This is a genomic window from Pseudomonas sp. KD5 (assembly GCF_012932895.1).
GTDB lineage: Bacteria > Pseudomonadota > Gammaproteobacteria > Pseudomonadales > Pseudomonadaceae > Aquipseudomonas.
The window spans coordinates 760,733-782,504 of the sequence record NZ_JDWJ01000001.1 but is presented as its reverse complement, the minus strand read 5'-3'; the positions used below and the strand labels follow the sequence as shown (position 1 = coordinate 782,504).

20 protein-coding genes and 1 pseudogene are annotated in these 21,772 nt (G+C 57.1%); 10 read left to right on the top strand and 11 right to left on the bottom strand.

Annotated features, from left to right (window positions below; translation table 11 throughout):
* Position 1: 1 nt before the first annotated feature.
* The 9 genes and pseudogenes from AF70_RS03525 to AF70_RS03485 all read right to left on the bottom strand — a co-directional run.
* Positions 2-850, bottom strand: a complete 849-nt coding sequence (locus AF70_RS03525; RefSeq protein WP_028941380.1) for a proline/glycine betaine ABC transporter permease — start codon at positions 848-850, stop codon at positions 2-4.
* A complete protein-coding gene (locus AF70_RS03520; protein WP_028941379.1) occupies positions 847-1,695 on the bottom strand; it encodes a proline/glycine betaine ABC transporter permease in 849 nt (282 codons plus the stop codon). The genes AF70_RS03525 and AF70_RS03520 overlap by 4 nt, the downstream gene beginning before the upstream one ends.
* Positions 1,692-2,807, bottom strand: a complete 1,116-nt coding sequence (locus tag AF70_RS03515) for a glycine betaine/L-proline ABC transporter ATP-binding protein (RefSeq protein ID WP_028941378.1) — start codon at positions 2,805-2,807, stop codon at positions 1,692-1,694. The genes AF70_RS03520 and AF70_RS03515 overlap by 4 nt, the downstream gene beginning before the upstream one ends.
* 77 nt (positions 2,808-2,884) lie before the next feature.
* Positions 2,885-3,733, bottom strand: coding sequence for a glycine betaine ABC transporter substrate-binding protein (locus AF70_RS03510; protein WP_028941377.1), 849 nt, complete (start codon positions 3,731-3,733; stop codon positions 2,885-2,887).
* Positions 3,734-3,806: 73 nt separating this feature from the next.
* A complete protein-coding gene (locus tag AF70_RS03505) occupies positions 3,807-5,153 on the bottom strand; it encodes an FAD-binding oxidoreductase (protein ID WP_028941376.1) in 1,347 nt (448 codons plus the stop codon).
* Complete coding sequence (locus tag AF70_RS03500) at positions 5,150-6,667, bottom strand: aldehyde dehydrogenase (RefSeq protein ID WP_028941375.1); 1,518 nt, start codon at positions 6,665-6,667, stop codon at positions 5,150-5,152. Before AF70_RS03500 ends, AF70_RS03505 begins: the two co-directional genes overlap by 4 nt.
* Positions 6,660-7,571, bottom strand: a complete 912-nt coding sequence (locus tag AF70_RS03495; protein ID WP_028941374.1) for a dihydrodipicolinate synthase family protein — start codon at positions 7,569-7,571, stop codon at positions 6,660-6,662. Before AF70_RS03495 ends, AF70_RS03500 begins: the two co-directional genes overlap by 8 nt.
* Positions 7,568-8,281 (bottom strand): GntR family transcriptional regulator, encoded by a 714-nt coding sequence (locus tag AF70_RS03490; RefSeq protein ID WP_028941373.1) that lies wholly within the window; start codon positions 8,279-8,281, stop codon positions 7,568-7,570. The genes AF70_RS03495 and AF70_RS03490 overlap by 4 nt, the downstream gene beginning before the upstream one ends.
* A 474-nt stretch (positions 8,282-8,755) precedes the next feature.
* Positions 8,756-8,884, bottom strand: a pseudogene (locus AF70_RS03485) (Lrp/AsnC ligand binding domain-containing protein); the annotation flags it as partial.
* Between the two features lie 125 nt (positions 8,885-9,009).
* On the opposite strand from AF70_RS03485, the gene AF70_RS03480 reads away from it, so the two are divergent.
* Positions 9,010-9,786, top strand: coding sequence for a nucleotidyltransferase domain-containing protein (locus AF70_RS03480; protein ID WP_028941372.1), 777 nt, complete (start codon positions 9,010-9,012; stop codon positions 9,784-9,786).
* A gap of 105 nt (positions 9,787-9,891) precedes the next feature.
* Here AF70_RS03480 and AF70_RS03475 read toward each other — a convergent pair whose 3' ends face one another.
* Complete coding sequence (locus AF70_RS03475) at positions 9,892-11,067, bottom strand: XylR family transcriptional regulator (protein WP_028941371.1); 1,176 nt, start codon at positions 11,065-11,067, stop codon at positions 9,892-9,894.
* Positions 11,068-11,242: 175 nt separating this feature from the next.
* Between AF70_RS03475 and xylA the strand changes: the two genes are divergently transcribed.
* The 6 genes from xylA (at position 11,243) to AF70_RS03445 (ending at position 17,878) form a co-directional block, all read left to right on the top strand.
* Complete coding sequence (gene xylA / locus AF70_RS03470) at positions 11,243-12,559, top strand: xylose isomerase (protein ID WP_028941370.1); 1,317 nt, start codon at positions 11,243-11,245, stop codon at positions 12,557-12,559.
* Positions 12,560-12,708: 149 nt separating this feature from the next.
* Positions 12,709-13,710, top strand: a complete 1,002-nt coding sequence (gene xylF / locus AF70_RS03465) for a D-xylose ABC transporter substrate-binding protein (RefSeq protein ID WP_019648608.1) — start codon at positions 12,709-12,711, stop codon at positions 13,708-13,710.
* A 79-nt stretch (positions 13,711-13,789) separates the two neighbouring features.
* A complete protein-coding gene (gene xylG, locus AF70_RS03460) occupies positions 13,790-15,346 on the top strand; it encodes a D-xylose ABC transporter ATP-binding protein (RefSeq protein WP_028941369.1) in 1,557 nt (518 codons plus the stop codon).
* Positions 15,347-16,483: a sugar ABC transporter permease gene (locus tag AF70_RS03455; RefSeq protein WP_028941368.1), complete on the top strand. Its 1,137-nt coding sequence runs from the start codon at positions 15,347-15,349 to the stop codon at positions 16,481-16,483.
* A 281-nt stretch (positions 16,484-16,764) separates the two neighbouring features.
* The gene (locus AF70_RS03450) at positions 16,765-17,124 is read left to right on the top strand and encodes a hypothetical protein (protein WP_032831217.1); all 360 of its coding nucleotides are present in this window, start codon (positions 16,765-16,767) and stop codon (positions 17,122-17,124) included.
* 274 nt (positions 17,125-17,398) lie between these two features.
* Positions 17,399-17,878: a VOC family protein gene (locus AF70_RS03445; RefSeq protein ID WP_028941366.1), complete on the top strand. Its 480-nt coding sequence runs from the start codon at positions 17,399-17,401 to the stop codon at positions 17,876-17,878.
* Positions 17,879-17,955: 77 nt separating this feature from the next.
* Here the strand turns inward: AF70_RS03445 and AF70_RS03440 are convergent, their stop codons facing one another.
* Complete coding sequence (locus AF70_RS03440; RefSeq protein ID WP_028941365.1) at positions 17,956-19,530, bottom strand: winged helix-turn-helix domain-containing protein; 1,575 nt, start codon at positions 19,528-19,530, stop codon at positions 17,956-17,958.
* Positions 19,531-19,756: 226 nt separating this feature from the next.
* On the opposite strand from AF70_RS03440, the gene AF70_RS03435 reads away from it, so the two are divergent.
* The 3 genes from AF70_RS03435 to AF70_RS03425 all read left to right on the top strand — a co-directional run bounded on the left by AF70_RS03435 (position 19,757) and on the right by AF70_RS03425 (position 21,659).
* Positions 19,757-20,506, top strand: a complete 750-nt coding sequence (locus AF70_RS03435; RefSeq protein WP_028941364.1) for an SDR family oxidoreductase — start codon at positions 19,757-19,759, stop codon at positions 20,504-20,506.
* 72 nt (positions 20,507-20,578) lie between these two features.
* A complete protein-coding gene (locus AF70_RS03430; protein ID WP_018930043.1) occupies positions 20,579-21,058 on the top strand; it encodes a carboxymuconolactone decarboxylase family protein in 480 nt (159 codons plus the stop codon).
* Between the two features lie 199 nt (positions 21,059-21,257).
* Entirely contained in the window at positions 21,258-21,659 is a 402-nt protein-coding gene (locus AF70_RS03425) for a cupin domain-containing protein (protein WP_028941363.1), read from the top strand.
* Positions 21,660-21,772: the final 113 nt, after the last annotated feature.

Here is a 21,772-nt window from a genome sequence, read left to right as displayed (position 1 = left end):
TTCAAAGATGTTGGCTTGGGGAATGACGCTGCAACGCGCCGCGTGACAGGCGATCCAGCAGCAGTGCAATAGCAACAATCGCCAGACCGGCACGCAGCCCTAACCCCATCTCCATCCTGGAGAGGCCTCGGGTCACTTCAGCCCCAAGACCTCCCGCCCCTACCAGACCTGCCAGCACCACCATCGCCAGGGACATGAGGATGCATTGGTTCAGACCGACCAACAGCGTGGGTGCGGCAGTCGGCAGTTCGATCTTGAACAGAATGTCCCTTGGCGAAGCACCGGAAGCTTGGCCCAACTCGAGCAGATCTTTTGGTAGCTGCTTGAAAGCAAGGGTCGTCAGTCTGAGCATCGGTGGGATGCCATACACAATCGTCGCGATGATTGCCGGCACGCGTCCCAGGCTGAAGAGAATCACAGCGGGAATCAGGTAAACCCACGGTGGTACGGTTTGCATGATGTTGAGGATCGGTAAAAACGCCTCGTCGACCCGCTTCACACGAGCCGCCAGGACACCCAGCGGAAAGGCGATGGCGACCGATATCAAGACCGCCACGGATACCAGCGCAATAGTCTGGATGGAAGCAACCCACAGTCCAGAGAACAAGCAAAAAGCCAACATCAAAGCAGCGAAAACAGCGACTCGCTTGTTAGCAAAAAAGAACGCCGCTACAACGACAATTCCAATGAATAAATAAGGATGGGGAGCAAGCAGAGCCGTTTCCACTGCGCCGAGTATCGCCTCGATGACGTGGCTAATGCCCATGAACAAGCCGTGTAAATTGGCGTTCAGCCAGTCAACAGCGGGTGCCAGAAACTCGCCTGGAGAAAATTGGATTTGCGTTGTCATTGGGATTCTCCCATCCGGGACCGTGCAGCACTCTGGGCCAACCGATCCAGGATCATGGTCAGGATGACGATGGCTATTGCCGCGTTGATCGACTTGGCGATATCCAGTGTGCGTACCGCCCCGTAAATTGATTCGCCCAAACCACCAGAGCCGACGATGCCAGCGATCACCACCATGCCGAAGGCCATCATCAGGCTTTGATTAACCCCGGCCATGATGCTGGGCATGGCGAACGGCAAGCGGATTTTGAAAAACATCTGCCACCGGGTGACGCCGCTGGCATCCCCCAGCTCGATGAACTCCCGTGGGGTCATGCGAATCCCCAGGGAAGTCAGCCGCATCGCCGGCGGCACCGCAACGATGAAGGTCGCCAACAGTGCCGTGGCCGGGCCGTAGCCGAGCAGTGCAATGGCCGGCAGCAGATAGATGTAGGGCGGCAAGGTTTGCACCAGATCCAGACAAGGATCGACGACGCGATCAAAGGATGGCGCCAAACCAGCCAGCACGCCCAACGGAATCGCCACCACCAGTGCCAACACCGTGGCGGTCAGTACCAGGGCGAGCGTACTGACCGTCTCTGGCCACAAGCCAATGATGTCGCAGAACATCAACGCCAGACCGGTGAGAATCGCGAATCGAACGCCAACCGCTCGCCAGCCGATCAAGGCCAGGACAATCGCGATGACGTAATACGGCGGATAGGCAATGCACCACAGAACGCTTTGGTAAATGCCCTTCAGCAACGTATTAGCAGTGTCGAACACAAACTCGCCGTTATCCATCAGCCATTCCAGGCTCGAGTTGACGGCCGAATCGAATTGGTTGGAAAAGTCAGGCGTGCTCATGATTCCTCCAGAACAGTGGCGGCTGATGAGCCAGCGAACTCATTCGGAATACCTTGAACGCCACGCAGCAGATCACGCAGCGTAATGACGCCGACCACCGCACCGTTATCCACCACGGCGAGCGCATCGCGGTCGGACTTCATCGTCAAGCCGATCAGCTCGTTAATATCCGCGTCGGGCGAGGTTTTGGTCAGCTTGGCGATGTCGCAGCCAGGGTTCGCAACCCTGTAAGGCTCGACGGGTGTCATCACCGATTGAGCTTTGACCAGATGCAATCTGGAAATGCCTGCGACAAATTCCGCCACGTAGTCATCCGCCGGGTTCAGCACGATCTCCTCGGCAGTGCCCACCTGAATGATCGCGCCATCTTTCATGATCGCGATGCGGTCACCGATACGGATCGCCTCGTCCAGGTCGTGAGTAATAAAGACTGCGGACTTGCCGAGCTCCTTGGTCAGTTGCCGGAACTCGTCCTGCAACTGCCGACGAATCAAGGGGTCAAGCGCACTGAACGGCTCGTCCATCAGGATCACTTCAGGATCCGCCGTGATCGCTCGCGCCAGCCCTACCCGTTGTTGCATGCCACCGGACAACTCGCTGGGATAGCGCGAAATCCAGTCGCTCAAACCCACCTTGGCCAACGCCTGCTCGGCTACTTTGTAACGCTCGGCCTTGCCCACGCCTTGTACTTCCAGGCCAAACGCGGTGTTCTCCAGAACCGTGCGGTTAGGCAGCAAAGCAACGCTCTGAAAGACCATGCCGATGTGACGCGCCCTCACCTCCCGCAGCTCTGCGGGAGTCAAGGATGAAAGGTCTTTGCCTTTGACCAGAACCTTACCGGCACTGGGCGTGATCAGTTTGTTCAGAAGCCTGATCAGGGTGGATTTGCCACTGCCGGACAATCCCATGATGCAAAAGATTTCTCCTCGGCGAACCTGGAGACTGACGTCGGAGACCCCGACCACGCAGCTGTAATCTTGCAGGATCTGGGTCTTGGTCAGCCCCTGCTGAACGACAGCGTTCATCGCAGCAGGTGCGCCTTTACCAAAGATTTTCCAGACGGACTGGCAATCTACCAGCACTTCGTTCGTGTCTATTTTGGGGGTTGTCATTTTCGTACCCGTCGAACCAGTTTTTCTGGTTTTTCTAATGAATCAAAGGGCGGCAGTGGCTTGGAAAAAGTCGTTGCTTATTTCTTTATGTCTTCCCAGCGCTTCAGCAGCTCGGCGTGGCTATCGGTCCAGCCTTTAACGGCCTGTTCCATGGTTTTGCCGTCCTTCACTTCACCATTGATTGCGGTGATGTCGTTGATCGGCACATACACGCTGGCCATCACTTCACGTGCGTGCGGGTAGCTCTCTGTGAAACCCTTGTGACCGATCCAGTAGTAACCTTGTGGCGGCGGGAAAACGCCTTTTGGGTCTTTGAGGAACTTCAGGTCGAATTTCTGCGCCATCCACGACGGTTCCCAAACGGTGACCGCCACCCACTCTTTACGATCAACGGCCGATTTCAATGCGGCGGTCATCGCTGCGGTACTGCCTTCGAGCAGTTTCAACTTGATGCCGTAAGCGCTGACGGCTTTGGTCGCATCGCTCATCAAGCCCGAACCCGGTTCGATACCGATGATTTTTCCGCCAAACTTTTCCGAGTTGTCGTTCAACTGATCGACAGAGTCGATATCCACATATTTAGGAACGGCGATACCTTGGTAGAGTCCATAAGAAACTGGGGACAGCTTTTCCAGGCGGTTCTTGTTTTTGCTCCAATAGTCGTTCGCTGCATAATCTGTTTGAGAGGCGAGCACTTGAATATCGCCCTTGGTCAGCGCCGCGTAAGCAATACCCCACTCGGAAAACTCAACAACTTTTACGCTATAACCGGAATCCTCAAGTACTTTTTTGGTAATACCGGTAATAGGCGTCAAGTCTTCCCATGACAAGGTACCCATGGTGATCGTTTTTTCTTCGGCGTGAACTGGCAAACTCATTAAGCCAGCCACAGCGACAGCGCAGATAGCCTTCCAAATCTTTTTCATGGCGAACTCCGATCTACGGTTTACAACTTGAGATTAGGCCTTTATGAAATAAAAGCCGGATGTTTGAAGCAATTCAGCCCTCTCGCCCTGCCCTCAGCGCCTGCCAACGAATAACCGAGTTGACACCCAGTTTGGTTAATAGCCTGGGTGGAAGCCGGCTAGGCCCTGGCATTTGACTGAAACTTTCCAACAGCGGTGAATGTGCCCCGCTGGCCAATTCGGCAGCCATCACGCCTGCCAACGTACTTTTAACCGTCCCCAGCCCGTTTTCGCAGCACGCCGAGTAGAGGTTTTCTTCTATTTCGCCAAAGGCTGGCGCGCTGTTGCGGCTCAAGCAGAGCCGCCCTGCCCAGCTGAATTCCAGCGGAGTCGATTTCAACTCCGGGAAGCGTGCGTCCAGCGAATGCCGTTGTTCTTCGGCCACTTCAGCAACACGCATCGGCGTTACTTGAATACTGGGGTCATAGGTAAACTTGGTTCGAATAACAATGCGCGAAAGTCCGTTTGAAGTGATCTTGCGAACAGTCGCCCCCATGGGATCCGCCGGTAATAAAGCCCAACGCGGTTTGCCGGTCACCGGCCTGTCAAACTCATCATGACTGTAAGCAGCGGTCATCGAAGCATAGGTAAACACATGCAACAGTCTTCCTTGAAAATGGCCAAAGTCTTCAACATGACCATTGACTGCAAGAATCACTTTAGGAGCATTAACTACACCGCGATGGGACTTGGCCGTCCAACTATTTCCTGACTTCGACAACTCGATAATCGGTGACCGCTCATACAGACTGACGTTTTTATCAAGTCCGAATGCAAGATCCCTTATGTATTGAGCCGGCTGAATCATTACCGCACCAGGTGTATAAAGCCCGCTGTGGTAATAGTGAGAACCGGTAATCTCTCGCATCTGCGCAGCGTCCAGCAACTCGTACTGTTCACCAATGCCTTTCAGTGATTTTGCATAGTTGTCATTGAGCCTCATCCCCCGCTCTGTTGCCGCCGCGTTAATCTTGCCGGAGGGGTCGAAAGTCTCCGTAGACATGCCGTACTCGCGCGCGGCTTCTGCTGCGAAAGCAATGGCAAAGCGGTTCTGAGCGATTTCCTGCGCCGTTGCAGACTCACCGGCAACCGAATACTCCCCGGATGAAAGACTGTGCGGCACGTCAATCATGAAGCCCGAGTTCCTGCCGGCCGGCCCCTTCGCCACTTCATGGGCGTCGACAATCGCGATGCTGTCGCCCGGATGCAACTGGGACAACCTGCGAGCGGCGGAGAGACCGGCAAAGCCTGCACCGATAATCAGCCAGTCCGCCGTCACGCGCCCATCAAGCATGCGGACAGGCGCAGTGCGTGTGGATATCGCCTCCCAACCTGAAACCCCGGTGTCTACCGGCAGACGCTTGATGGTATGGGTGCTCATTTTTCGGTCTCATCAACCGACCGATCAGACACATCGATCCAGATGGTTTTGATTTCGGTGTACTGATCGTGAGCAAAAATGGATTTGTCCCGACCACCGAATCCCGACTCTTTGTAGCCGCCGAAAGGCGTCGAAGCATCACCCTCACCAAAGCAGTTCACAGTGACGATGCCGGCGCGAATTTCTCGCGACAACTTGATGGCCCGGCGCAGGCTACCGGTATAAACAGAGGCGGCCAGGCCGTACACCGTGTCATTGGCCAGGGCGATCGCTTCGGAGATCGAACTGAAGGTGGTGACCGACAGAATCGGGCCAAAGATCTCTTCCTGGAACAACCGGCTTTCTCTGTCGACACCGTCAATCACGGTTGGCTGTACGAAGGCGCCGTCTTTAGTCTCACCGCCGTACACAACCGCCAGCTTTCCAGCGGTGGCTTGCTCAAGGTACGACTTAACTTTCGCGAAATGCTCAGGGCTGACCAGCGCCCCCACACGGTTTTGCGGATCGAGGGGATCACCCATTTTCCATTCGCGGATGTAGGCGCCCATGCGTTGCAGCAGCTCGTTTTTCACGGACTCGTGGACGATCAGGCGTGAGGTTGCAGAGCAGTTTTCGCCCATGTTCCAGAACGCACCGTTAACCACATGTTCGGCAACACGGTCCAGGTCTTCGGCATCGTCCATCACCACGGCTGGGTTTTTACCGCCACATTCGAGCACGATGCGTTTGAGGTTCGAATCGGCTGCGTAATGCAGGAAACGACGACCGGTGGCGGTGGAACCCGTGAAGCTCACCATGTCGACATCGTTATGCAAACCGATCGGCTCTCCGACTTCCTTGCCAGTGCCGGTCACGATGTTCAGCACGCCGGCAGGCACACCCGCTTCGAACGCCAGTTCCGCGACCCGCAACGTGGTCAGCGAGGTCTGCTCGGCAGGCTTGACGATGACCGAGCATCCAGCCGCAAGCGCCGGGCCGATTTTCCAGGCCAGCATCAACAGGGGGAAGTTCCAGGGCAATACGCAGCCCACCACGCCAATCGGCTCGCGCACAACCATGGTCAGTGCGTCACTGCCCACCGGGGCGGTGCTGTCATAAATCTTGTCGATCAATTCCGCGTGCCAGCGCAGGGTGTGAATGGTGTCTGGTACATCGACCAACTGACATTCACTGACAGGCTTGCCGCTATCGAGGCTCTCCAAAACTGCCAGTTCGTGCTGATGGTTTTCAAGCAGATCCGCGAACTTCAGGAGAACGGCTTTGCGCTCCCTGGGAGAAATCGATCTCCAGCGTCCATCCTCAAATGCCTCTTTGGCATTACTGACCGCTACGTCGACATCCTCGGACGAACAGGCAGCGACGTCTGTCAAAAACTCACCCGTTGCCGGATTGGTTGTAACGAACGTTTTGCCAGAGAGGGACGGTTTGAACGCGCCATTGATAAATGCGTTGGAAGGCAACGAAATGCTCTTGGCGATGGCAGCGTATTCGGCCTTGCTCAGAAGATCACCCATGGCTGGCTCCCGAAGTGATGTTGGCAACGTTGCGTTTCAGTTCGGCGATGACCGATGCAAGGCTTTGCTTTTCTTCGGCATTAAGCGGTTGGAGCGGCAAGCGCACCTCCCCTACTTTCAGACCGTTAAGCTCGCAACCGTACTTGATCGACTGCACGAACTTGCCGCCGTCCAAAGCATTCATCAGCGGCATCATCGCCGACATGATCCGACGGCCTTTATCGAAGTCTTTCTCGATCACGCAGGCTTCATAAAGCGCCACATGTTCTTTGGGCAGGAAGTTGGAACCGGCACACACCCAACTTCTGGCACCCCAGGCAAAAAACTCCAGTGCTTGGTCATCCCAGCCGCATGACAGTGCGATGTTGGGGAACTTACGCGCGAGCAGATGCACCTGCCCCATGTCGCCGGAGCTTTCCTTGATGGCAATTACGTTTTTCGATTGGCTCACACGGGTGAAGTAATCCTCATCCATCGAAACGCACATGCGACCCGGGTAGTTGTAAAGCATGATCGGCAGGTCGGCAGCGCGATCAATGGTCAATGCATGTATCGCGTTTTCCTCGGAGGTAGGGAGCACGTACGGCGGACTGGTGACGAGAATGGCGTCCGCTTTGATCGCCTTGGCATCCTTTGCATACTGCACCGCATCTTCAGTGCGAATGGCCCCGGTGCTGACGATCAGTTGCACCCGAGTGCCGATCACATCTTTCGCATAAGCGGCAAGCTCAGTACGTTCTTCTGCAGTCTGCGCATAATATTCGCCGGTCGACCCGCCGATAATAATGCCGTGTACTTTCGCTTCGATCAGCGACTCCAATACTTCGGAGTACACGTTCCAGTCGATCTCCCCATCAGGATTATAAGGAGTCACCGCGGGGGTATAGATGCCTTCAAATTTCAAGATGATTTCTCCGAAGATGAGTGACGTGGAAGGTCAATGAGTGCGTCCGCCTGGATGCCTTGAGGCGCGATAAAAATTTCCATGTTTTCTCGGGACAGTTCCCAGTGTTCAAACACAAGATCAACGACTGCACCTTCATCGCGACGCTCGATAGCCTCGATAAACGAATCATGGTGGCAGGCGGACAGATCAAGGCGTTGTTCCATATCCTCATTCTGAGGTCGGAAAAATGTATTACCGATTCGGGCGTGATCAATCAGCAGTCTTTCCAGGCTGGGCTGCAGATATTGGTTGCCGGCCATTTCGCCCATGATCGCGTGAAAGCGATTGTTCTCGACGACCATCGCCAGCGCATCCCGTGAGGTGGTGGCGTGGCGGAAGCGGTATTGCGTGTCTTTCAGATCGATCAGCTGACGTGGCTTGAAGTTCTGCACCGCGAGACGACCGATGGCTGCGTACATCATCGGTGCAACCAGGAAGAAATTGCGCAGTGTCGAGTGATTCATCGGGATAACCCGCGCGCCGCGGTTCTCTCGAATGTCGATATAACCTTCACCGGCCAAACGACGGAAAACTTCTCGAACGGGGGTGCGGGATAAGCCATAACGCTCGCTGAGAATCACTTCATCCAGCGCCTCGTCTGGGTCCAGTTCCATCGTCAGGATTTGACGTTTCAAGTCTTCGTAGAGACAGGTTTTGCCGTTTTTCACGAACGACCTCCAGAGTTGATTTCGCCGTCAGATGCGGGTGGCTGATGGGGTCAGACTCGCATGGGTTTTCGGGGTGGTCAATAGATTGTATTTCTTGTGTATACATAGAAAACACATAAAAAATTCACCGTGAATTTTGTATTTCTCCTTTAAATTCATTCAGTTATTTATCTATTCGAAAAATGACTTGGTCGCTTACAGAAAAGAATCGCGTCGCTTTTAGAATGCAATTGCCTAGATCAATCTCTAATAACGCTTATTACCAAGCGCACCTGTGTTTTGCGCAGTTGGCCCGGGACGACACGTCAGGGAGCGTTTGCGACACGCCATCAAGGTAATGGGGAGGCGTTACTGAAAACGGAAATTGACGAGCCGCGTCAAAAAGGATGAGAAGCGTCCATTTCCTCACCTGCTCGGAGGACAATCGGGTGGTGGAATGATCTGATCCGGCACCACCCAAAAAACAGGTTCAAATCACAAAGGAAGAGAACGATCCTGAATGACCCGTTTCATCACCAGGGTGGATGTCAGGCGCTGGACGTTGGGCAGCGTGGAGAGGCGCTCATCATAAAGCTGCTGGAAAGACGGCAGATCCCGGGTGATGGTTGAGTAGAGCAAAACATTCCGGAGTGGAAAGCGGCTAACAAGGGTTTTGACATACTCGGGGTCAAAAGCAGTCACTATTGGCTGTTAAAGTACCTCTCTGAACACAACTCACGGACGGCTTCATGGAACGATTCCATCCTCGTGGCATTGATGCAGACGGTTATATCCTCACCGTGCCCAACGTCGAGGTGCAGCCACAATTTCAGGATTTACTGGTGGACGTTTGCATGACGCTCGCTCGCTCGGAACCTCTGCTGGACGGGGTTTATCTTTATGGCAGCGTCGCTAGGGGCGATGCTGTCCCGGAGGTTTCTGACCTGGACCTAACCCTTGTTCTGCACAGCCCTCCTACGTCGCAGAGTCTCGAAATGCTGGAGTCGAAAAGGCGCATGCTGGAAAGTCGGCATACCGAAGTCATCAAGATCGATTTCGACATCGGTAGTCGCTCTGAAGTGTTGGCGGCTGACAATCGATTGAGCTGGGGGTATTGGCTCAAGCATCACTGTCGTTGCTTATGGGGGAATGATCTGACCAAACGCTTCGACCGGTTCAAGCCGTCGCGTGATATCGCCATTGCCGTGAATGGTGACTTTGAATCCGTACTGACCCGATATGCCGATCTTATTGATCAGGCGACCACACCGACGCAATCGCTACGCTTGCAACGCGAAGCTTCGCGCAAACTCATCCGGTCAACTCAAGTACTTCGCTCTGAACAGGACCTGATGTGGCCGCAAACACTGGAAGAGCATGTCGAGCTGTTTGTTCAGCATTACCCGTGTATGAGAATGCAGATATCTTTTTTCTTGTCCCAGGCCAGGAACCCGTACGCTAAGCCAAAAGAGTTTACGACTCAGCTCCATAATTTTTTGACCTGGATGACTTCAAAAACCGGTTAGGTCCGCTTTGGACTGTGGATTCAACAGGTAGAAGGAGTGTTGTATCGACCAGTTGAATCCAGCCCTTCGCACCACACAACAATCGACCAATTGCACCCCGCATCGTTATCTTGCGCCCTGCTGGTATTCACGGGGCGTACATCCAAACTCGCGACGGAACACCGTGTGTAGATATTGAGCGGATTTGAAACCGCAATTACGGGCAACGTCCGCAATCGCTGTGTCAGTATTTTCCAGGCCGCTGGTGGCGGCCGCCAGTTTGAAGCGCAGAATCTCGTCGTGCACGCTGCAGCCTCGCACAGTGCGAAAGTGCGACTCCAGCGATGAGCGCGACACGCCAACATAAGCCGCCACTTGCGCCGTCTTGATGCCCTGGCAGGCATACTGGCGGATAAACAGCAGCGCTTGCATGACGTAGGGGTTGCCCAAAGGTTGGTGCAAACTCGACACCTGCACGTTGATTGCATCAGGCGGGATCAGGATGTGCGTGCCCGTGGACGGCTTGCCGTGCAGCATCTGGTGCAGCAGTTGCGCGGCGGTGCGGCCCATGGTTTCGGTGCCCTGGATGACCGAGCTCAGGGGGACCCGGGTCAGGCAGCGTGTCAGGGGGTCGTTGTCGATGCCGATCAACGCCACCTGCTCCGGTACGGCGATTCCGGCGGTCAGGCAGGCTTGCAGCAACTGCCGGGCGCGGGCGTCACTGACGGCGATGATGCCAATGGGCTTGGGCAGGCTCTGGAGCCAGGCGATCAGTTGTTCGACGGCGCTGTCCCAGAGCGGTGCGCTGGTACCCATGCCGCGATAGACCTCGGCGTGCAAGCCGTCACGTTGCATCAGTCGTCGAAAGGATTTTTCCCGCTCCTGAGCCCAACGATTTGCCTGCGCTTCAGGCAGGCTGAAGCAGGCAAAACGCTGCAGCCCTGCCTCGATCAAGTGCGCGTAAGCCAGTGTGATCAGTGCGTTATTGTCGGTAGCGACGTACGGGATCCCTTTGGGATAGGCCCGTTCATCCTGATAAGAACCACCCACCGCCACCACGGGCAACTTGATATCGGCCAGCGCCTCGCCAATCAGCGGATCGTCGAAGTCGGCAATGATTCCATCACCTTGCCAGCGCTCGATCCCTTTCAACCGACAGAGAAAGTCCTCTTCCAGGAACAGGTCCCAGGACGCGCGGGTGCTGCTCAGGTAGTTGCCGATGCCGCTGATGATGCCGCGGTCATAGATCTTGCTCCCGTTGAACAACAGTGCGATGCGGTGAACAGGCGGTACGGTTTTCATTGTTTTCAGGCTTGTTCCGAGCCCCTTGTCGCGGAGGCGGTTTGCACAGACTAGGCGTGCAGACGGCGAATCTCAATACGCAAAATCGCACCCGCTGTTGGTGATTTTCATAATCAGCAGGCATGGGGCCGTTGTTAGTATCGAGACACGCCCAAGAACAACAAGGACATTGCCAATGCCGTACTTCCCCGATGTCGACCGGATCCGCTACGAAGGCCCTGCCAGCGATTCTCCCCTCGCCTTCCGTCACTACGACGCCGACAAAATCATCCTCGGCAAACCCATGCGCGAACACCTGCGCATGGCCGCCTGTTATTGGCACACCTTCGTCTGGCCGGGTTCGGATGTGTTCGGTGCAGGTACTTTCAAGCGCCCGTGGCAACACGCCGGCGATCCGATGGAGCTGGCCATTGGCAAGGCGGCAGCCGCGTTCGAGTTCTTCTCCAAATTGGGTATCGACTATTACTGCTTCCACGACACGGATGTTGCCCCGGAAGGCAATTCACTGAAGGAGTACCGCAACCACTTCGCGCAAATGATTGATCATCTGGAGCGACACCAGGAAGAAACCGGGATCAAGCTGCTGTGGGGAACTGCCAACTGCTTCAGCAACCCGCGCTTTGCCGCAGGCGCCGCCAGCAACCCTGACCCCGAAGTGTTCGCCTGCGCCGCTGCCCAGGTATTCAGCGCCATGAACGCGACCCAACGCCTGAATGGGTCCAACTACGTGTTGTGGGGCGGTCGCGAAGGCTACGAAACCCTGCTCAACACCGACTTGAAACGTGAACGCGAACAACTGGGCCGCTTTATGCGCATGGTGGTCGAGCACAAGCACAAGATCGGTTTCAAAGGCGACCTGCTGATCGAACCCAAGCCGCAGGAGCCGACCAAGCACCAATATGATTACGACAGCGCCACCGTGTTTGGCTTTCTCCAGCAGTTCGGCCTGGAAAAGGAAATCAAGGTCAACATCGAGGCCAACCACGCGACCCTGGCCGGTCATAGCTTACATCACGAGATTGCGACGGCCGTCTCGCTGGGGATTTTCGGCAGCATCGACGCCAACCGCGGTGATCCGCAAAACGGCTGGGACACCGATCAATTCCCCAACAGCGTCGAAGAAATGACCTTGGTCACCTATGAAATTCTCAAGGCCGGCGGGTTCAAGAATGGCGGGTTCAACTTCGACTCCAAGGTCCGCCGCCAGAGCCTCGATGAGATCGATCTGTTCCATGGTCACGTCGGCGCAATGGACGTCTTAGCCCTGTCCTTGGAGCGGGCAGCCGCCATGGTGCAGAACGACCAGCTTCAGCAGCTCAAGGATCAACGCTACGCCGGCTGGCAGCAGTCGTTCGGGCAGGCGGTGCTGGCGGGTGAGTTCAACCTCCAGTCATTGGCCGAACACGCATTCGCCAACGAGCTGAATCCGCAGGCCGTCAGCGGCAGGCAGGAGATGCTCGAAAACCTCGTCAACCGGTTTATCTATCGCTGATCGCCAACGGGGTCTGCGGGCGCAACAACGCTGTGACATTCGCACGACAAATCTGTGTCCTCTGCGTCTGCAGATTCTCTACAGTTCTACCAGCCCGATACTCATCGTCAGGCCGTGTCTTTCAAACAAAAATAAAAGGACGCACCACCATGAAGAACGTAAAACGCGCGCTATTTGCCAGCGCCCTGGCTCTGCTGTCGCTGCCGGTGATGGCCGATGCTGCCCACCCGAAAATCGGTTTCTCCATTGATGATCTGCGGCTGGAACGCTGGTCACGTGACCGCGATTACTTCGTTGCGGCGGCGGAGAAAATGGACGCCAAAGTCTTCGTACAGTCGGCCGATGCCAACGAGCAAAAGCAGATTTCGCAAATCGAAAACCTCATTTCCCGTGGCGTCGATGTCATCGTCATCGTGCCGTTCAACGCCACGGTCCTGACCAATGCAGTGGCCGAAGCGAAGAAAGCCGGAATCAAGGTCGTGTCCTATGACCGTCTGATACTCAACGCGGATATCGACGCCTACATTTCCTTCGATAACGAAAAGGTCGGTGAGATGCAGGCCAGCGGCGTGCTGCACGCAGCGCCCAAGGGCAATTACTTTCTGCTCGGTGGTGCGCCTACCGACAACAACGCAAAAGTCCTGCGCGAAGGTCAGATGAAAGTGCTGCAACCGGCCATCGACAAGGGTGATATCAAGATCGTCGGCCAACAATGGGTGAAGGAGTGGAACCCTACCGAAGCGCTGAGCATTGTTGAAAACGCCTTGACCCGCAACGCCAACAAAATCGACGGCATCGTCGCCTCCAACGACGCTACGGCAGGCGGCGCCATCCAGGCCCTGGCCGCTCAGCAACTGGCCGGCAAGGTGCCAATTTCGGGGCAGGACGCGGACCTCGCAGCGGTCAAGCGAGTGATCGCCGGCACTCAAACCATGACCGTGTACAAGCCGCTGAAACTCATCGCCTCCGAAGCCGCCAAGCTCTCGGTGCAACTGGCGCGTAACGAGAAACCCGCCTACAGCTCGCAGTACGACAACGGCAGCAAAAAAGTCGACACCATCCTGCTCACTCCGACTCCGTTGACCAAGGACAACATCGACCTGCTGGAACAGGACGGGTTCTACACCAAGGCGCAGATTGCCGGAAAGTGATCATCACCCCGTAATGCCCCCCTGCAGGAGCTCGCTCCTGCGGGACCAGCCTCGTACCTGCCGCTTATGAGTCTCTGCCATGTCCGACTATCTGCTGCAAATGAACGGTATCGTCAAAACCTTCGGCGGTGTCAAAGCGCTCAATGGCATCGATATCAAAGTCAAGCCGGGTGAGTGCGTCGGGCTGTGCGGCGAGAATGGCGCCGGCAAGTCCACGCTGATGAAGATCCTTTCCGCGGTGTACCCCCATGGCACCTGGGACGGTGAGATCCTCTGGGACGGTCAACCGCTCAAGGCGCAATCGATCAGCGAAACGGAAGCCGCCGGTATCGTCATCATTCACCAGGAACTGACGCTGGTTCCCGACCTGTCGGTGGCCGAGAACATTTTCATGGGCCATGAACTGACGCTGCCTGGCGGGCGGATGAATTACCCGGCGATGATCCACCGCGCCGAAGCCCTGATGCGTGAACTGAAAGTGCCGGACATGAACGTATCGCTGCCGGTTTCGCAGTACGGCGGCGGCTATCAGCAACTGGTGGAAATCGCCAAGGCACTGAACAAGCAGGCACGCCTGCTGATCCTCGACGAGCCTTCATCGGCCCTGACCCGTTCGGAAATCGAGGTATTGCTGGACATCATCCGTGACCTCAAGGCCAAGGGTGTTGCCTGTGTCTACATCTCCCACAAGCTCGATGAAGTGGCCGCCGTGTGCGACACCATTTCGGTGATCCGGGACGGCAAACACATCGCCACGACCGCCATGGCGGACATGGATATTCCACAGATCATCACCCAGATGGTCGGACGGGAAATGAGCAACCTCTACCCCACCGAGCCACACGACATTGGCGAGGTGATTTTCGAAGCCCGCCACATCACCTGCTACGACGTCGACAACCCCAGGCGCAAACGGGTCGACGATATTTCGTTCAACCTCAAACGCGGGGAAATCCTCGGCATCGCCGGGCTGGTCGGTGCAGGCCGCACCGAGCTGGTGACCGCGCTGTTCGGCGCCTACCCCGGTCGCCACGAAGGTGAAGTCTGGCTGAACGGCCAACTCATCGACACCCGAACGCCGCTCAAGTCAATCCGTGCCGGCCTGTGCCTGGTGCCCGAGGACCGCAAGCGCCAGGGCATCATTCCAGACCTGGGAGTCGGCCAGAACATCACCCTGGCCGTGCTGGACAGTTACTCGAGACTGACCCGCATCGATGCCGAAGCCGAACTCGGCAGCATCGATCGAGAAATTTCGCGCCTGCACCTCAAGACCGCGAGCCCGTTCCTGCCGATCACCAGTCTGTCCGGCGGCAATCAACAAAAAGCCGTATTGGCGAAGATGCTGCTGACCAAACCCCGGGTCCTGATTCTCGATGAGCCCACCCGAGGTGTGGATGTCGGCGCCAAGTACGAGATCTACAAGTTGATGGGGGCGCTGGCGGCCGAAGGCGTGTCGATCATCATGGTGTCTTCGGAGCTGGCCGAAGTGCTCGGCGTTTCCGACCGCGTACTGGTGATCGGCGAAGGCCGGTTGCAGGGCGACTTCATCAACCATGAACTCACTCAGGAACAGGTGCTCGCCGCCGCACTCAGTCAGCCTGACAGCCATAACAATAAAGATCGGAAATCCGCGTAAATGAATCAGGTCAAACAACTCTTCACCCGCTACAAGATGCTCGCGCTGGTGTTTGCCGTGGCGTTTATCTGGCTGTTCTTCAGCTGGCAGACCGAGGGCGGATTCCTGACACCGCGCAACCTCTCCAATCTGCTGCGCCAGATGTCCATTACCGGGATTCTCGCCTGCGGCATGGTGCTGGTCATCATCAGCGGCGAGATCGATTTGTCGGTCGGCTCATTGCTGGGCCTGCTCGGTGGCGTCGCGGCCATTCTCGACGTTATCTACCACATACCGCTGCTGGCGAACCTGAGCCTTGTCGTCCTGTGCGGACTGCTGATCGGCCTCGCCAACGGCTACATGGCCGCCTACCTGCGCATTCCGTCTTTCATCGTGGGGCTGGGGGGCATGCTGGCTTTCCGGGGCATTTTGCTGGGGATTACCGGCGGCACGACCATCGCCCCGGTGTCGCCGGAGCTCGTCTACATTGGCCAGGGTTATTTGCCACACACGATCGGCACAGGCCTGGGCGTTCTGCTGTTCGCACTGACGCTGTTCCTGACCTGGAAACAACGGCGCAATCGCGCCCTTCACGGCCTGGCGGCCCATTCACTGGTGCGTGACGTAGCACGCGTGCTGTTGATCGGCGCGGTACTGGCCGGTTTCGTCCAGACCCTCAACAGCTATGACGGCATTCCCGTGCCGGTCCTGCTTCTGCTGATCCTGCTGGGCGGTTTCAGCTACGTGACCAGTCAGAGCGTGTTCGGCCGACGCGTCTATTCCGTGGGCAGCAACATGGAAGCGACGCGCCTGTCCGGTATCAATGTACAGGCCGTGAAGCTCTGGATTTTCGGGATCATGGGCGTGATGTGCGCCCTCGCCGGCGTGGTCAACACCGCGCGCCTGGCCGCCGGTTCGCCCTCGGCCGGCAGCATGGGCGAACTCGACGCCATCGCCGCCTGCTTCATCGGCGGCACCTCCATGCGCGGCGGCTCCGGTACTGTCTACGGCGCCCTCCTCGGCGCGCTGGTCATCACCAGCCTGGACAACGGCATGTCCATGCTCGACGTCGACAGTTATTGGCAGATGATCGTCAAGGGCAGCATTCTGGTGTTGGCCGTGTGGGTAGATGTGAGCACCCGGACCGGACGACGCTGATCCGCTGCGGATGATGCCATAGGCGTTTGGGCTATTTGTCCGACATCCATGGGATCTGACCGGCAGCATTGGGTCGGTGCTGCTCTTCGTGACAGGCAGAAATTGGCCAAAATCAGTCGATGGACAGACTAGTGGCAAACAGGGGGGGCCCTGCTACCCTCTTTACCATAGTCGGGCTTGCCGTCGCCCCAGTCGCGTTTCCCCTCGATAGGTCTCGCACTTACCGCGACAAGAGACGCGACATGGCATGTCACCTAATGAGAGAGTCTCAGGATAGCGCCATGAAAGTTCTATGCCCTGGCTGTGGTTATATCGCAGACAAACTTCCGCCAACCCATAAGTGCCCTAAATGCGGCGAATTCTCCATCGACTGGCTGATTTATGACTGGGAAAGCTTTGCTTTAATCAATCGCCAACACATTAAATACAACCTTATAATCATTGGCATAGTTCTAATAAATTTACTTGCAGCGGTCACCTTGAAATCAACAGATGCATTTCAATGGCTGTTCAACTTGTTATTTATCCCAGCAATGATCAGCTTGCTTTATTGTCGAAGGCAGCTTGGAAGAAAGTCGGAGTATAAAGGACATAAAGGCGGGGCTATGCTCCCCTGGTTTATCGGTTTCGGGGGACTCTAAAGCGGCTAAAAAATCATATATGGGCTCTCCCCACAAGTGATGAGTAATGCATTTCCAATCCTGTCGTCAGGCGCCTTTTTCATTAGCCGTATCGGGCACTGTCCGATACTGAAAACCGGTAAAAAAATACTTGTCCTGCTGCGCCCACAACCATCCTCAGACATAACCCCACCTCATATATGCCGCTCGGTTCTGCCCTGTAGCGTAGATCAGGAATATGCGATCGCCTGCACTGCTAAAATCCACGTACCTGTCCCAACCCTGGAGAACCAAGATGATCAGCAAGAACACGATTTGTCTCTGGTATGACGGCACTGCGCTGGACGCTGCGACGTTCTACGCCGAGACGTTTCCGGACAGCGCGGTGGGTGCTGTCCTTCGTGCGCCTGGCGACTACCCGGCGGGTAAACAGGGCGATGTCTTGACGGTGGAGTTCACGGTGATGGGCATCCCTTGTCTCGGACTGAACGGTGGGCCGGGGGTCAAGCACAACGAGGCTTTTTCGTTCCAGGTTGCGACTGACGACCAGGCCGAAACCGACCGCTTGTGGAACGCGATTGTCGGCAACGGTGGTCAGGAAAATGTATGCGGCTGGTGCCAGGACAAGTGGGGGCTGTCGTGGCAGATCACGCCACGCGTCCTCAGCGCCGCGATAGCCAATCCTGATCGAGCGGCGGCCAAGCGCGCGTTCGACGCCATGATGGGGATGGGCAAGATCGACATCACTGCGATCGAAGCGGCTCTGGAGCGTTAACCAGCGTTGGGCGTTTGGATATGTCGATTCTGGTTGCTCCAGACGCCTCTCCGCGCTCAGTGAACAGGCGGCGCCCCTTATTCCGGCAGTCCCGCTTTGCGTAGACCGTCCACCAGCGTGGCGAGATTCTCCGGCCGGTGGATCGGTAGCCAATCAGAGATAGTGCTGAGGCATAACGTAGGATCGAGCTTGCGCAAATGGTCCATTGCACGCTGCGCTTCGGCCATCCGTCCGGCAAGCGCATGGCTCGCTGCAAGGATGGCGACAGCCAACAGAAAATCGGGCAACTCCCGAAGTGCTTTCTCTGCCCATGACGACGCCGTATCAAAGCGCCCCACGAAGAGATTCGCGACCGCCATTCCGGCTTGCATTCTGTACAGCTCCGGGTCCAGGGGGCTGAACCGCATGGCGTGCGTAAAGTACTCGATGGCTGCATCGGTTTCGCCGTGCCAGAGCCTGAGGAACGCGCCGAGGAACCACGCGGCGGCGAGGTTCGGATTGAGCACGAGTGCCTTGTCCAGCAAGGCAATGCCACCCCGCAGGTCGCCGGCAAGATAGCCAAGCGTATGGCCGCTTCTGGTGAGAGCGACCGCATCGCCCTTGTCCAACTCCACTGCCCGGCGAGCGAGTCGGATACCCTCCGCGACCTCCCGTGGGTGATCAGTCATCCAGCGATTGGCTTTGCGCCAACTATGACACCAGGCCGCCATCGCATAGGCCGATGCAAAATCCGGGTCGAACTCTATGGACCTATGGAAGAGCGGCAGCGCCTGGTCGATGGCCTCCCGGGTGCCATGATGAAGCTTGGCCATTGCCCGCAGGTAATAATCGTAGGCGTCGAGGCTTTCGGTGGGCGTGTGCCTCGCACGTTCGATCTCCGCTCGCTCAAGCTGTGGCGCGATCGCGCCGACCACGCTCTCGGTAATCTGGTCCTGCAGTTCGAAAATGTCCCCCAACACACCTTCGAAACGACCCGCCCAATGGTGAGCCCCGGTTGTCGCATCGATCAACTGGGCCGTGATGCGCACGCGATTGTTGGCTTTGCGCCAACTGCCCTCCAGCACATAGCGAACGCCCAGTTCGCGACCGACTTGTTTCACGTCCACCGTGCGGGTCTTGTAGGTAAAACTCGAGTTGCGCGCGACGACAAACAGCCAGCGATACTGCGACAGCGCCGCGATGATGTCCCCTACCACGCCGTCGGCCAGGTAGTCCTGCTCTTCGTCCCCGCTCAAGTTCACGAACGGCAAGACCGCGATGGACGGTTTGGCCGGCAGCGCCGGCTCGGATGCAGAGGCTTGAACCGAGGGGGCGGATTCGGTGCCTGGAAGGCCAACGCAATCCAGCGACTTGACGTCGGCGACGAACCGGAATCCCTTGCGGGCCACCGTTCGAATCACACGCTGCTGCTGACCGTTGTCACCGACTGCCTTGCGCACCGCATTGATGTGGCTGGCCAGGGTCGACTCGGAGACGATTCGGCCGGTCCATATCGCATTGATCAGGTCGTCCCGGCTGACGACGTGCTCGCGGTTCTGCGCCAGGTAAACCAGCAGGTCGAAAACCTGGGGCGCAGTGGCAACGACCTGGGAGGCCCGAAGGAGTTCTCGCCGGTCCAGGTCAAGCACGCAGTCATCAAACACCAATAGCATTCAGGGCTCCTGTCCCGTACTCACGCGTCGGGCACATGCCCGTGGTTACCGGCCGACGATTGGCGGCCAGGCGACGTGATTTATAACACGGGTTCCTGGACAAATAGCCAAGCCAAATTCAATGGAAACCCAAGGCTTCGACAAAGTATCGCGCCCGGCTGGCGAGCATGCTCCCTACATCGATCACTGCAACGAATTTGATCGACACCCAACCGAGGAGCGGGACATGAAAATTGTCGTTATTGGCGGTAGCGGACTGATCGGGTCAAACATTGTCAGCAGGCTACGTCTCTATGGACACGAGACGGTGGCAGCCTCGCCACGTACGGGCGTGAACACCCTCACTGGCGAGGGGCTGGCCGAAGCGCTTGCCGGTGCCCAGGTCGTCGTCGATGTGGCGAACTCTCCCTCATTTGAAGACCGGGCCGTCATGGAATTCTTTCAAACGTCCGGTCGAAACCTGCTTGCAGCCGAAGCGGCCGCTGGGGTGGAGCACCATGTCGCGCTCTCTGTCGTAGGCCCCGATCGTCTTCCGCAAAGCGGTTACTTCCGGGCAAAAGTCGCCCAGGAAGAGTTGATCAAGGCGTCGAAGATCCCCTACACCATCCTGCGTTCGACGCAGTTCTTCGAGTTCATCGAAGGCATTGTCAATTCAGGGGCAGACGGCGACACGATTCACCTTTCGCCCGCCCTCATCCAGCCCATCGCATCGGATGACGTCTCGGCGGTGCTGGCCGATCTCGCGGTCGGGGCGCCGGTCAATGGCATGGTCGAGGTGGGCGGACCGGATCGTTTCCCTCTCGACGAACTGGCGCGCAAGTTTCTTGCCGCGCACCACGACAAACGGCAGGTCATCGCCGACGTGCATGCGCGCTACTTCGGCGATGAGTTGAATGATCGATCCCTGGTCGCGGGCGACGACGCGCACATCGGTCCGACACGCTTCCTGAACTGGCTCAGCCGCACATCGGCTTAAGGACCGCGCCAGTCAGCCAGGCAGGACGCTATCGAATCTCCACCTACGTATTTCTCACACAGAGGATTCACCATGACCCAGCGCATCGATTACCAGAAGCAATCCCCCGAGCTGTTCAAGAAGTTCGTTGAGTTCAGCCTTGCCTTCAAGCAATGCGCCATCGAGGAGTCGCTGCGCGATCTCGTGGATATCAGGGCATCGCAACTCAACGGCTGCGCCTTCTGCGTGGACATGCACGTGAAGGAAGCCACGATCCATGGCGAGCGGCCGCTCAGGATCCACCATGTCGCCATCTGGCGTGAGTCAACGCTGTTCAGCCCACGCGAACGCGCGGCCTTGGCATGGACCGAAATCCTCACCCAGATTCCCGCCCATGGCGTGCCTGATGAGCTCTATGAGCGTGTTCGTATACAACTGTCCGAGAAAGAGCTATCGGACCTGACCTTCCTGATCATGTCGATCAATGCCTGGAATCGCATCAACGTGGGCTTCCAGGTCGTGCCCGGCTCGTACGACAAGGCATTCGGCGTAGACAAGTCCGGCCTGTCCTGACCGCGCACAGTGTGGGAGTGACCTGTGGCGAGGGGGCTTGCCCCCGTTGGGCTGCGAAGCAGACCCAAAATCTCTGACACACCAAAGATCTTGTGAGTGCTACGCACTCAAACGGGGCGATGCGGCGATCCGACAAGCCCCCTCGCCACAATGACTGACCGACATTAACCCCTGACAGATCGACAACGAGGAACACGCCATGTCCATTTTCAGAACGTTCGCCATAGGGCTTCTGTTGACCACCGGCGCCGCTGGCGCACAGGAGGCATTGCCACCGGCGCAGGTAACACCGCTGATGACCAAAGCACTGGCGGACTATCCCGATAAGGAAGCGGTGATGATCACGGTGGAGTTTCCACCGGGTGGAGGCGATCCCGTGCATCGGCACAATGCACACGGATTCATCTATGTGCTGGAGGGTTCGATTGTGATGGGTGTGCGCGGCGGCGAATCCGTCACGCTGACACCGGGCCAGACCTTCTACGAAGGCCCGGACGACGTCCACACGGTCGGGCGCAACGCCAGTCTCACCAAACCCGCCAAGTTTCTGGTCGTCCTGTTGAAGGACAAGAGCAAGCCCATTTTTACCCCGGTGCACTGACAGCACCGCCCGCACACGCGGCCAGCTGCGTGCTCGGTGACGCCCTACTCGGCCGGCTTCGTCGATTCAACGATGTCGGTCTGGGGTGCGATACCTTCCTCGACAGGACGCTG